The following is a 12663-nucleotide window of genomic DNA, read 5'->3' on the forward strand; positions in this document are numbered from 1 at the left end:
CTGGCGGCGCTCTTTTTTTGACGAGCTGTCCCCCATGAGCGTCACCAGCCAAGGTCCGGTCCTTTCCTCCGCCGGCCAGACGATCGAGCGGCACTGGCAGGCGCTGGCCGTCCGCCGCCGGCTCTATACGATCGGCGGCCTCATCCTCATGGTGGTCGCCATGGGCGGCTCGATGTGGTTCGCCAACGAATCCAACGCCGGCAAATTTTTCGACCGGCTGCCCTACTTCTTCGACTTCATCGGCCAGCTCATCCCGCGCGACGGCACGGAGATATGGCGCGCGTTGTTCGACCTCCCCTCGCCGTATGACGACGGCAGCCTGAAATACAACTACCCGGAAGGCAGGGTGTATCTGACCGAGAGCGTCTACATCCCCGAATATTTCTACAAGATGCTGGAGACGATCAACATCGCGCTCGTCTCCACGCTCATCGGATTCGGGCTCGGCTTTGTTCTCTGTTTCCTTGCCGCCGCGAACCTAACCACGCGGCGCTGGCTGCGCTTCTTCGTGCGGCGCTTCATGGAGCTGCTGCGTGCCTTCCCCGAGATCGTCATTGCCGGCTTCTTCCTAGCCGTCCTGTCGCTTGGCGCCGTCCCCGCCATCATCGCCGTGGCGATCCACACGGTCGGCGCCCTGGGAAAAATGTTCTTCGAGGTGGTGGAGAATGCCGATATGCGCGCGGAAGAGGGGCTGCGGGCGGCCGGAGCCAACTGGATCGAGCGCGTCTGGTTCGGCATCGTGCCGCAGGTGCTGCCCAATTTCCTGAGCTACGCACTGCTGCGCCTCGAGATCAATGTGCGCGCATCCACGATCATCGGTGCGGTCGGCGGCGGCGGCATCGGCGAATCGCTCAGGCTCTCTATCAGCCAGGCTCACGAGGCGAAGACGCTGGCGATTATCCTCTTGCTCTTCTGCACCGTCATGGCGGTCGACCAGTATTCTGCCTGGCTGCGCCGCCGTATCGTCGGCAATCAAAGCTTTGAATTCGGACGCGGAGCCTGACAATGCGCGCTTTCACGCCCGCCGAGGCGACAGCCCTCGCCTCCCGCCATCCGGAGATCTTTACAGGCTCCCTGCGCAGAAGACTTGCGGGATGGCTGATCGGCGGCGGCATCGCTCTTTACCTCGTCTTCGCCTGGTGGTTCTTCTCCGTCGGCGCGATCTTCGCCAATGCCAATTGGGGGATCGCCAGCGCCTATATGGCCGACTGGGTGTCCTACGAGGTCCGGCCGGATATCGAATTGGGGGAAGATCACCTCGAGATAAGCTTTCCGCGCTTCTCGCCACTTGGCGACAACCCCGATCCCGACTGGCTGACGAGGAAGACGGCCGTGGTCGCGATTTCCGCCAAGACGGATGGGGCCGCCAGCAGCGCCGCCGGTGCCGGCTCGGGCTTCATGGGCGCGATCGAGCCCGCACCGCCGGAGGGTGGGAGCACGGGCTTTCTCGGGCCCCTCGGCGGGAACGAAGCCGCGGTGTCCACGCTCCCTCCGGCCGACGCGCCCTCGCGCCGGGAAGAGGCGGTGGTCGAGGCGAGCGTCGCCTTCGGCGAGGAGAAGAGCCTCCGTATCCTTCCCGGAATCGTGCGGGCCACGCGTGGCGGCGAAACGATAACATTCGAGATCGAAGGCGAGCGGGTCGAGGCGCACGGTCCTTTGCCGGACTGGGTGTCCCAGTCCGAGCCGGGCGCCAAGGCGATCCTCTATTTCGGGGTCGGCGGCAGCGCCGAAGTCCAGACGGACGAGGTGAGGATCCGCCGCCGTTTCCTCGGCTGGGAAAACTTCTTCTTCGACACCCGCTCTCCCTTCTTCGGCCGCCCGGCGGACGAGGTCATCTCGCTCATCCTCTTCGGCGAGAGGCTTCGGCCGGAGACGTCCAACGCGACGCTCGCCTGGAGCAATTTTCTTAACAATTCCGAGTGGCAGCACGGCGATGTCTGGCTGAAACTCCTGCAGACGATCGTGATGGCGTTTGTCGGCACGGTGCTCGCGAGCCTGCTTGCCTTTCCGCTTGCCTTCGCCGCGGCCCGCAACATTTATCCGAGCCGCGCCGCCAATTTTCTCCTGAAGCGCTTCTTCGATTTCCTGCGCTCGGTGGATATGCTGATCTGGGCCCTGTTCTTCACTCGCGCCTTCGGGCCGGGACCGCTCGCGGGTATCTCCGCCATCTTCGTCACCGACACTGGCACGTTCGGAAAGCTCTATTCCGAGGCGCTTGAAAACATCGACGACAAGCAGCGCGAGGGTGTGCGCTCCGTGGGCGCGGCGCCGTCGGCGGTTCAGCGCTACGGGGTGCTGCCGCAGGTGCTGCCCGTCTTCCTCAGCCAGTCGCTCTATTTCTGGGAATCGAACACGCGCTCGGCCACGATTATCGGCGCCGTCGGCGCGGGCGGCATTGGCCTCAAACTCTGGGAGGCGATGCGCACCAACTCCGATTGGGAGAATGTCGCCTATATGGTGCTGCTCATCCTCCTTGTCGTCTTCGTTTTTGACAATATATCCAGCATGTTGCGCCGGCGGCTGACCGGAACGCAGGTTACTCCGGCGCATTGACCCGGCGGCATTTGCCGCCGGAGGCATGATTTTCCGAGACAGCTTCGTTAATCTGTCATGCAAATCACTTAAGCCGTCGCGATCTGCGAAGGACCGAGGCATGCGATACGCGATCTATTATACGCCGGACAAGGACGACCCACTCACCCGCATCGCCGAGCGGTGGCTGGGCCGCAGCGCCTTTGGCGGGCCGGCGCTGGGGCCCGCGGCCGCGGGCTCCTTCTCCGCCGCGGAGATCGCCTTCCACACGGCCGCAGCGCGCCGCTACGGCTTCCATGCGACGCTGAAGGCGCCCTTCCGCCTGGCGGAGGGGAAGACCGAGGCCCAACTCACCGCCGCGCTCGCTGAATTCGCGGCCGAGCGCGAGCCCTTCACGCTGGAGCGCATCAAGCTTGCGCGGCTCGACGGCTTTTTCGCCCTGGTACCCGCCGCCCCCTTGCCCGAGCTCGACCGGCTCGCCGCTGATGTCGTGACGGCCTTCGAACCCTTCCGCGCGCCGCTGACGCCGGAGGAGATCGAGCGGCGCAACCCCGACGGACTGTCGCCGGCTCAGCTGAAAAACCTGCATAAATGGGGTTATCCCCACGTGTTCGAGGAATTCCGCTTCCACATGACCCTGACCGGCCGCGTCCCTTCGGCGGAGGCCCAGCGCATGGAGGCAGCAATCGAATCCTTCTTCGGCCCGCTCCTTCTCGAGCCGCTAGAGATCGCCTCGCTCGCACTTTTCGTGGAGCCGGAAGGCGGCGCGCCTTTCCACATCAAGTCCTTCCACCCCATCGGTGGCGCGAGAAGAGAAAGCCTGCCCAAGAATGTCGCGTGAACTGATCCTGAAGAACGCCCGCATCGTGCTTGTCGACGAGGTCGTGCATGGCAGCCTTGCCATCCGCGACGGTCGCATCGCCGAGGTTACGTCCGGAGACACACAGGCCGGCGAAGACATGGAAGGGGATTTCCTTATTCCGGGACTCGTCGAATTGCATACGGACCACCTGGAGCGGCATTATTCGCCGCGCCCAAAAGTGCGCTGGAATCCGGTCGCATCTGTTCTTGCCCACGACGCCCAGATCGCGGCGTCGGGCATCACCACCGTGTTCGACGCGCTGCGGGTCGGCCTTGACGAGGACGCCGACGTGGAAGCGCGGGAGATGCGTCACCTGGCCGACGCCATCGAGCAAAGCATCGCCGCCGACCGGCTGCGCGCCGACCATTTCATCCATCTGCGCTGCGAGGTCTCGGCGCCGGACTGCATGGACGGTTTTGCCCTCTTTGCGGACGACCCGCATGTGAAGCTTGCCTCGCTGATGGATCATTCGCCCGGCCAGCGGCAGTTCACCAACCTCGATGCCTACGCGACCTATTACAAGGTCAAGAGCAGGATGGATGACGAGGAATTCCGCCGCTTCTGCGAGCGGCGCATGGCCGAGTCGGAAAGGAACTCCGCGCGCAACCGACGCGCGGTCGCCGAGGCCTGCCGCCAGCACGGCATCATCCTGGCGAGCCATGACGATGCCACGCCCGAGCATGTGAGAGAGGCGGCCGCCGATGGCGTGCGCGTCGCCGAGTTCCCCACGACTGTCGCAGCGGCGCGGGCGTCAAAGGAAGCCGGCATGGCCGTGCTCATGGGCGCCCCGAATATCGTGCGCGGCGGCTCCCATTCCGGCAATGTGTCGGCGCGCGAGCTCGCGGAGGCCGGCGATCTCGACATCCTGTCGTCCGACTATATCCCTTTCAGCATGGTTCAGGCGGCCTTCTTCCTCGGTGAGGTGGTGGACGGGATCAGTCTCCCGCAAGCCATCGCGACGGTCACGAAGAACCCAGCGGATGCCGTCGGCCTCGACGATCGCGGTGTCATCGAGCCGGGCCGGCGCGCCGATCTCGTGCGTGTGCGGTTGGATGACGGCATTCCTGTCGTTCGCACCGTCTGGCGCGAGGGGCGGCGCGTCGCCTGATGATCTCCGCCTCCATAGAACGCGCGCAGGACGAGGCGCCCTTTCCTATCCGCCGGGGCGTCTTCGTCGCGGTGGCAGGTCCGTCGGGAGGAGGCAAGGATTCCGTCATCAACTATGCCCGCCAGCGCCTCGGCGAGCTTCAGTCTGACATCGTCTTCGCCCGCAGGATCATAACCCGGCCCATGGAGCCGGGAAGCGAGGAGCACGACACGCTGGACGAGGCGGGGTTCGAGCGGGAGAAGGCGGGTGGGCGTTTCGCTCTCTCCTGGCGCGCGAACGGCTTGAGCTATGCCCTGCCGGCAACGCTCGACGATGTCATGCGTCAGGGCCGCGTCGTCGTTGCGAATGTCTCGCGGACGGTCATTCCCGAGCTCCGGTCGCGCTATGCCCATGTCCAGCCGGTCGTCGTCACGGCCCCACGCGAAGTGCTGGCTGAGCGGCTTGCCCGGCGCGGCCGCGAGACACGGGACGAGGTGCTCGCACGGCTTGCCCGAGCCAGCGCGGGCGAGCTCGCCGTCCCCGAAGCCCTCGTCATCGACAATTCGGGGCCGCTGGAGCAGGCGGGCGAACGGTTCCTCGAAGCGCTGCGCAAGGCGGCTGCCTGGAGCGACGTTTGTGATATGGTCTGACCCGAAGGGGATCAGGCCGGATGGTGCTCAAGGCTGAACTGCATTGCCATGTCGAAGGCGCGGCCTCGCCCGCCCTCGTTGCCGCCCAGGCGCAGAAATATGGCGTCGACATCTCCTCCTTCATCCGCGACGGCGCCTATTGCTGGACGGATTTCACAAGCTTCCTCCTCGCCTATGACAAGGCGGCAAGCCTGTTCCGCACGCCGGAGGACTATGCGCTTCTTGCTGAAACCTATCTGACGGAGCTGGCCGCCGAGGACGCCATCTACAGCGAATTCTTCACCTCGCCCGACCATGCCGAACGCGCCGGGCTTTCGCCTCACGCCTACACCGAGGCGCTGGGCGAAGGCATCGCCCGCGCCAAGGCTGCCACCGGCATCGAGGCGCGCATGATCGTCACCGGCGTGCGGCATTTTGGCACCGAAGCGGTGGAAAGGGCGGCCCGCTTCGCCGCAAGCTGCAATCACCCGCTCGTCACCGGTTTCGGAGTGGCGGGCGACGAGCGCATCGGTCACCCGCGCGACTTTGCGCGGGCCTTCGAGATCGCGCGAGAGGCCGGCCTCGGCATCACCATTCATGCGGGCGAGTTCGGCGGAGCGGAGAGCGTGAGGGCCGCGCTCGACCATGTGCGCCCGTCCCGCCTCGGCCACGGCGTGCGGGCGGTCGAAGATCCGGACCTGGTGCGCCGCATCGCCGATGAAGGCGTGGTGCTGGAAGTCTGCCCCGTCTCCAATGTCATGCTGAAGGTCTTTCCGGATTTCGCCAGCCATCCCATTCCGCACCTGCTCGCAGCGGGCTGCCGGGTGACGCTCAATTCCGACGACCCGCCGCATTTCCATACGAGCATCCGCCGGGAATACCAGGTCGCGCCGGAACACTTCGGCCTCGATCAAACTGTGCTTGAAGCGATCACGCGTACGGCGATCAAGGCGGCCTTCGTGGACGAGGAGACACGCCCGGCGCTGCTTGCCCGCCTCGCGCAGGAGAAGGCGCCCGCCTGAGCGGCGACAAATTCTGTGGCCGAAGACGCGCCGCGGTAGGACGCGTGGCGCATAGAGGTTATTGTCACTGCGCGAGCAGGAGTTCCGTGGAGAGTTGCATATGCAGGGCGTAACCGTCGTCGATCATCCGCTTGTCCAGCACAAGCTCACAATCATGCGGGACAAGGAGACCTCCACGGCCGGATTTCGCCGGCTCCTGCGCGAGATCTCACTGCTTCTGTGCTACGAAGTCACGCGCGACCTGGAACTGACCACGCGCACGATCGAGACTCCGCTCACCACCATGGAGGCGCCCACTCTGGAGGGGAAGAAGCTGGTCTTCGCCTCGGTTCTGCGCGCCGGCAACGGCCTGCTCGACGGCATGCTCGACCTCGTCCCCGCGGCGCGCGTTGCCCATATCGGGCTCTACCGCGACCATGAGACCTTGCAGGCCGTCGAATATTTTTTCAAAGCGCCGAGCGATCTGGAGAACCGGCTGGTCATCGTCGTCGATCCCATGCTGGCGACGGCGAATTCGGCCGTGGCGGCCGTCGACAAGCTGAAGTCGCGCGGGGCCACCAACATCCGCTTCCTCTGTCTGCTCGCCGCCCCGGAAGGGATTGCCCGCTTCCGCTCGGCGCATCCGGAGGTGCCGATCTTCACCGCCTCGATCGACGAGCGTCTCAACGAGCAGGGCTATATCTTGCCCGGCCTGGGCGATGCCGGCGACCGCATGTACGGCACGAAATAGCTTAGGCAGTCCTTAACCATTCGCAACAAAGCCCGTTGCCGTTAACGCGCCGGTGAGAATGCCCTGCCAGCGTCTCCACTTCACAACCAGGGGCATGGCGGTGCTGCGCAGACTCATTCTCCTCGGCGCCCTCGCGGTTGGCGCAGCTCTCTCTGTCCCCGCCCTCCATAGGCAGAACCCGGACCTCTTCGAGGCGATCCTGCGCATGCCGAGGCAAGGCGGCGGGGAACCAGCATCCGGTTCGCGGTTCAATCCGGAACGCAACGGCGGCGCAGAAGTCCTCCTGGGCAGGAAAGTGCGCCTTCCCGCCGATGCCCAGGGCCACTATATCGCCGATTTCAAGCTCAATGGCCGCGCCGTCACCGGGCTTGTGGACACGGGCGCCACTTTGGTGGCGATCAACCAGTCCACCGCCCGGCGGATCGGCCTAAAGGTTGCTGCATCCGATTTCCGCTATGAGGTGGACACGGCCAATGGCAAGGCCCGCGCCGGCGCTGTGACGCTCGAAAGCCTGCAGATCGGCCGGATCCGCGTAGATAACGTGCAGGCGATGGTGCTGGAGGACCGCGCCTTGGCCACGACGCTGGTCGGCATGAGCTTTCTCGGCAGGCTCGCCCGTTTCGAGGTCGAGGGCGGCTCGCTTGTCCTGGAGCAGTAATAGGGGGACGCCTCTATTCTGTTTGCAACCAGGACCATAGCCCGGCTCCTGTTTGACTTCGCTTGCTTTGGGCCCAATAGTCCCGTGGGCAATCAGAAGGGGGCCGGCCTCTATGGCGAATTCAGACTTTCAGATCCGCAAGATAGATCCGTCGCTTTACAACGAGGACCTCGCGCCTCTTCCGCCCGAAAAGCGCAAATGGGGCTGGTTCGAGATCTTCAACGTGTGGTCAAATGACGTGCAGAGCCTTTTCGGCTACACGCTCGCGGCCTCGCTCTTTCTCTCCTATGGGCTGAACGGCTGGGCGGTGCTCGCCGCGATCATCGTCGCCGGATTTATCGTCATGGTGCTGGTCAACCTCTCCGGGCGGCCGAGCGTGCGCTACGGCATTCCCTATCCGGTCATGGCGCGCGCCTCCATGGGCGTACGAGGCGCAAACTTCCCGGCCATGATCCGAGGCATCGTCGCCATCTTCTGGTACGGCGTGCAGACCTATTTCGCCTCGACAGCCGTTGCCCTCCTGATCAACTCACTGTTCGGTCTTACCGGGGGCGCCGAGTTCCTGGGCATGACGGCCGTCGGGTGGCTGTCCTATCTGCTCGTCGCCGTCTTCCAGCTTGCCCTGTTCCTGCGAGGCATCGACACTGTCGCGCGCTTCCTCAACTGGGCCGGGCCGCTGGTCTATGTGGTGATGATCCTGCTGATGCTCGTCCTCTGGTACTATGCCGGAAGCGGCCTGCTTGCCGCGGTTGGCGACATCTTCCGGGGCACGGGCGAGTATGAGGGGAGCTCGGTCGGAGCCTTCGTCGCCGTGGTCGGAACCATGGTCGCCTATTTCGCGGCGGTCATCATCAATTTCGGCGATTTCTCCCGCTTCGTGAAAACGGAGGCCCAGATGCGCAAGGGCAATCTCATAGGATTGCCGGGGAATATCGCCCTCTTCTCCGTGATCGCGCTCTTCGTCACCGCGGGCACGGTCGTGGTCTTCGGCGAGACGCTTACGAATCCCGCAGAGATCGTGGAGCGGGTCGACAGCCTTCCGCTGACCATCGTGGCCGCGATCACCTTCTTCGCCGCCACGGTGGGCATTAATCTGGTCGCGAACTTCATTCCGCCGGCCTACGACATCGCCAATCTTTCGCCCTCGCGCATCTCCTCGCGGACGGGCGGCATCATCACGGCAATCATCGCCTTCTTCATCGGCGCGCTGTGGGTGTCGCTGATCAGCCGCATCGGCATCGCCGGCTTCGTGGACACGCTCGGGGCCGTGCTGGCACCGCTCTACGGGATCCTCGTCGTCGACTACTACCTCGTGCGAAAGCAGCAGCTTGATATCCAGCAGCTCTTCTCGTCCGAGCCGGGCAGCGCCTATTACTACGACAGCGGCTGGAACACGAAGGCGCTCATCGCCTTCGCCATAGCCGCGGTCTTCTCGGTGGCGTCGGTGTGGGTGCCTGCGCTCACCGCCTTGTCGGGTTTTGCCTGGCTGATCGGCGCCGCACTCGGGGGCGCCCTGCACTACGCTCTCATGCGCGGGCATCCCGCCCTGGCGCCGGCTGCCTGAAGCCTATCGAGAGCCGGCCGCAGCCGGCTCTCCCCTATCCCGTGATCCTCTCCAGAACGGGCGCATTCGCAGGTGGGCGTTCATCGATGACCTCATAGGCATCGCGCACCGCTTCGGCGGCGCGTTGCGCATCGATCGGGTTGCGGGCATGGACGATAGCAAGAGGGTCGCCGCGCCTGATTTCCGTGCCGATCGGCACAATGCCGGTGAGGCCCACGGCATGGTCCACCGCATCCTCCGGCTTGCGCCGGCCGCCGCCAAGCTCGACCACGGCGACGCCCAGGGCGCGCGTATCGATGCGGCCGACGAAGCCGCCGCATTCGGCACCGGCCGCAAGCCGCTCCGGCGCCCGCGGCAGATACTTGTCGGCCTTTTCCAGGAAATCCGCGGGGCCGCCCAGGGCTTCCACCATGGTGCCGAAGCGCTCCGCGGCGCTCCCGCTGTCCAGCGCCTGGCGCGCCCGCGACTGCGCCTCATCTGCGGTCAGCGCTATCCCCGCAGCCACCAGCATTTCCGCGGCGAGCGCCAGCGTGACCTCTTCCAGCCGGGGATCTTGCGCCTCTCCGGCCAGGAAATCCACGGCGTTGCGCACTTCGACGGCGTTTCCCGCCGCGCTAGCGAGCGGTTGGTTCATGTCTGTGATGAGTGCGCTTGCGGCAAGTCCCGCGCCCTGCGCCACCTGAACGAGGCTTTTCGCCAGCGCAACCGCATCCTCCTTGCGCGCCATGAAGGCGCCATTGCCGGATTTGACGTCCAGGACCAGCGACTGCAGGCCGGCTGCCAGCTTCTTGGAGAGGATCGAAGCGGTGATGAGCGGGATCGACTCCACCGTAGCCGTGACGTCGCGCACAGCATAAAGACGGCGGTCGGCGGGCGCGAGCTCGCCTGTCTGGCCGATGATGGCGCAGCCCGCCGCTCGGACGGCCCGTTCAAAGTCCTGCTGGGTCGGCTGACTGCGGTAGCCGGGGATGGAATCCATCTTGTCGAGCGTGCCGCCGGTGTGGCCAAGCCCGCGGCCGGAGATCATTGGCACGTAGGCGCCGCAGGCCGCGACGATGGGCGCCAGCATCAGCGAGACATTGTCGCCGACGCCGCCCGTCGAATGCTTATCGGTGACCGGCCCCGGCAGGAACGACCAGTCGAGAACCTCGCCCGAATCGCGCATGGCCAGCGTCAGCGCGACGGTCTCCTCGCGATCCATGCCGTTCAGCAGGACCGCCATCGCGAGCGCGGCGACCTGCCCTTCGCTCCATGCGCCGGAGGTAAGCCCGGCGACGAATTCGGCGATCTCCTCCTGCGCGAGGGTTTTCCCATCCCGCTTCCTGCGGATGATCTCCTGGGGGAGCATCGTCATGTCGCCTTCTAACCTCCCGGCAGCGGCAGTTGCTGGCAGAGGAGGCTATGGAACTCCTCAGGCATCGGGCACCCCGTCCGAAAGGAATTGCCGCAATATCCGCGCCAGCTTCTCCCCGCCCACTGGCGCCATGTCCTTCGTCTCCTCATGCGACAGCTCGCCCGCCGCCATGCCGGCGGCAAGATTGGTGATCACCGAGCAGGCAGCGACGCGCAGGCCGAGGAAGCGCGCGAGGATCACTTCGGGCACGGTGGACATGCCCACAGCATCCGCACCGAGAATGCGAGCCATGCGGATTTCAGCCGGCGTCTCGAAGGTGGGACCCGAGAACCACATATAGACGCCCTTTTGAAGCAATACGCCGGCTCGTTCCGCAGCCCGTTCCAGCGCCCCTCGCAGATCCTCATCGTAAGCCTCGCTCATACCGACGAAGCGTCGCTCGGTCGGCTCGCCGATCAGCGGGTTCGTGCCGGAGAAATTGATGTGGTCCTCGATCAGCATCACCGAGCCGGGCGGCATCTCTGCCTTGAGCGAGCCGGCGGCGTTGGTGAGGATGACCGCGCTGACGCCGATCCCCGCCAGCACCTCCAGCACCGGGCGCATGGCCGCGGCATTGCCGTGCTCGTAATAGTGGGCGCGGCCGGCCAGCATGATGACCGGCGTTCCGGCAAAATAGCCGGCGACCAGTTCGCCCGCATGGCCGGTGACGCCGCTTCGGGGGAAACCGGGCAGATCCGCATAGGGAAGACGCACCGCCTCCTCCACCTGGTGCGCCAGCCCGCCCAGCCCCGAGCCGAGGATGAGCGCCAGGCGAGGCGCCAGGCCGTTCAGCCGCTCGATAAGTATGTCGATGGTTTGCTTCACGCGCCGGGCTCCATGTCGAAGGCGCGTGGGAAGATAGAAGCGAAGGGCACCGTCTCCAGGACCCCATTGATATCGCACAGATGCAGCTTCGCATCGGCCGTCACGAATTCCGACAAGCGCTGCCGACAGCCGCCGCAGGGCATGATGCGCGGCATTTTCTCCGCCACCACGGCGATCTCCGAGACACGACCGCCGCCCGCCATGATCATATGGCCGAGCGCGGTGGTCTCCGCGCACCAGCCTTCGGGGTAGGAAGCGTTCTCGATATTGCAGCCGGCATGGACAGCGCCTGCTTCGGTGCGGATCGCGGAGCCCACAGGAAAGCGCGAATAGGGCGAATAGGCTCGTTCCATCGCGGCCTTGGCGGCGGCGAAAAGTTCCTCAGCCATCAGCGCTCCTTCACATAGGGGATGCCGCCGGCCCGCGGCGGCTCGGCCCTGCCGATGAAGCCCGCCAGCAGGACGACCGTAAGGATATACGGCAGCGCCTGCATGAACTGCACCGGGACATGGCCGATGAGCGGGAGGCCCGTACCCTGGACGCGGATGGAAAAAGCGTCGAGAAAGCCAAACAGCAGGCAGGCGAACATCACCGGGACCGGGCGCCATTTGGCGAAGATCAGGGCGGCGAGAGCGATGAAGCCGCGGCCCGCCGTCATGTCCTTCACGAAGCCGGCATTCTGCGACAGCGCCAGATAAGTACCGGCGAGCCCGGTGAGGACGCCCGTGCAGATGACGGCGCGATAGCGCAGCCAGGCGACGGAAATGCCCGCCGTGTCAACGGCGGCGGGGTTCTCGCCCACGGCGCGCAGCCGCAGCCCGAAGCGGGTGCGGAACAGCACCCACCAGGTGAAGGGCACCAGCAAGAAGGCGATATAGGCGATCAGGGAATGGCCGGACAGCAGGTCGGAATAGAGGTCGCCGACGAGAGGCACGCCGCTCAAAGCTTCCGCGAAAGGGAGCTGAATGGAGCCGAAGCGTGCATCGCCTCCGAGGGATGGAGTACGCCCGCCCTGGGCGAACCAGGCCTGCCCAAGGATGATGGTGGAGCCGGCGGCAATGAAGTTGATCGCCACGCCGGATACGATCTGGTTACCCCGGTGGGTGATCGACGCAAAGCCATGCACCAGCGAAAGGAAGACGGCGATGCCCACGGCGGCAAGAAGCCCGGCCCAGGCCGAACCCGAAATCGCCGCCGCGGCACCGGCCGCGAAGGCGCCGGCCAGCATCTTTCCCTCCAGGCCGATATCGAAGACGCCGGAGCGCTCCGCATAAAGACCCGCAAGGGCGGCCAGGAGAAGAGGCACGGAGAGGCGGATGGTGGAGTCGAGCAGGAAGATGAGCGTGTTGAAGAATTCCATC

The 12663-nt window shown here is 65.3% G+C and carries 13 protein-coding genes; 9 read left to right on the top strand and 4 right to left on the bottom strand.

Going from position 1 to position 12663, the window contains the following annotated elements:
- The first annotated feature begins 34 nt into the window (after positions 1-34).
- From phnE (RIN79_RS04925) to RIN79_RS04965, 9 genes are all read left to right on the top strand, one after another.
- Positions 35-1003: a phosphonate ABC transporter, permease protein PhnE gene (gene phnE / locus RIN79_RS04925; protein WP_309083494.1), complete on the top strand. Its 969-nt coding sequence runs from the start codon at positions 35-37 to the stop codon at positions 1001-1003.
- Between the two features lie 2 nt (positions 1004-1005).
- Positions 1006-2553, top strand: coding sequence for a phosphonate ABC transporter, permease protein PhnE (phnE, locus tag RIN79_RS04930; RefSeq protein ID WP_309083495.1), 1548 nt, complete (start codon positions 1006-1008; stop codon positions 2551-2553).
- A 100-nt stretch (positions 2554-2653) separates the two neighbouring features.
- Positions 2654-3373 carry a DUF1045 domain-containing protein gene (locus tag RIN79_RS04935; RefSeq protein ID WP_309083496.1) on the top strand — a complete coding sequence of 240 codons (720 nt, stop codon included), beginning with the start codon at positions 2654-2656 and terminating at the stop codon, positions 3371-3373.
- Entirely contained in the window at positions 3363-4502 is a 1140-nt protein-coding gene (locus RIN79_RS04940) for an alpha-D-ribose 1-methylphosphonate 5-triphosphate diphosphatase (protein WP_309083497.1), read from the top strand. Before RIN79_RS04935 ends, RIN79_RS04940 begins: the two co-directional genes overlap by 11 nt.
- Positions 4502-5131, top strand: a complete 630-nt coding sequence (phnN, locus tag RIN79_RS04945) for a phosphonate metabolism protein/1,5-bisphosphokinase (PRPP-forming) PhnN (protein ID WP_309083498.1) — start codon at positions 4502-4504, stop codon at positions 5129-5131. Before RIN79_RS04940 ends, phnN begins: the two co-directional genes overlap by 1 nt.
- A 20-nt stretch (positions 5132-5151) precedes the next feature.
- Positions 5152-6132: an adenosine deaminase gene (locus tag RIN79_RS04950; RefSeq protein ID WP_309083499.1), complete on the top strand. Its 981-nt coding sequence runs from the start codon at positions 5152-5154 to the stop codon at positions 6130-6132.
- Between the two features lie 100 nt (positions 6133-6232).
- A complete protein-coding gene (gene upp, locus RIN79_RS04955; protein ID WP_309083500.1) occupies positions 6233-6862 on the top strand; it encodes a uracil phosphoribosyltransferase in 630 nt (209 codons plus the stop codon).
- A gap of 94 nt (positions 6863-6956) precedes the next feature.
- On the top strand, positions 6957-7520 hold the full coding sequence (locus RIN79_RS04960) for a TIGR02281 family clan AA aspartic protease (protein ID WP_309083546.1): 564 nt from the start codon (positions 6957-6959) through the stop codon (positions 7518-7520).
- Positions 7521-7632: 112 nt separating this feature from the next.
- Positions 7633-9084, top strand: coding sequence for an NCS1 family nucleobase:cation symporter-1 (locus RIN79_RS04965; protein ID WP_309083501.1), 1452 nt, complete (start codon positions 7633-7635; stop codon positions 9082-9084).
- A gap of 34 nt (positions 9085-9118) precedes the next feature.
- Here RIN79_RS04965 and deoA read toward each other — a convergent pair whose 3' ends face one another.
- From deoA to RIN79_RS04985, 4 genes are all read right to left on the bottom strand, one after another.
- The gene (gene deoA, locus RIN79_RS04970) at positions 9119-10432 is read right to left on the bottom strand and encodes a thymidine phosphorylase (protein WP_309083547.1); all 1314 of its coding nucleotides are present in this window, start codon (positions 10430-10432) and stop codon (positions 9119-9121) included.
- A gap of 63 nt (positions 10433-10495) precedes the next feature.
- A complete protein-coding gene (locus RIN79_RS04975) occupies positions 10496-11302 on the bottom strand; it encodes a purine-nucleoside phosphorylase (protein ID WP_309083502.1) in 807 nt (268 codons plus the stop codon).
- Positions 11299-11691 (bottom strand): cytidine deaminase, encoded by a 393-nt coding sequence (locus tag RIN79_RS04980; protein ID WP_309083503.1) that lies wholly within the window; start codon positions 11689-11691, stop codon positions 11299-11301. The genes RIN79_RS04975 and RIN79_RS04980 overlap by 4 nt, the downstream gene beginning before the upstream one ends.
- Positions 11691-12662, bottom strand: a complete 972-nt coding sequence (locus RIN79_RS04985) for an ABC transporter permease (protein ID WP_309083504.1) — start codon at positions 12660-12662, stop codon at positions 11691-11693. The genes RIN79_RS04980 and RIN79_RS04985 overlap by 1 nt, the downstream gene beginning before the upstream one ends.
- Position 12663: the final 1 nt, after the last annotated feature.

Origin of the sequence: Chelativorans sp., from assembly GCF_031180965.1 — a bacterium.
In the GTDB taxonomy this organism is placed as follows: domain Bacteria; phylum Pseudomonadota; class Alphaproteobacteria; order Rhizobiales; family Rhizobiaceae; genus Chelativorans.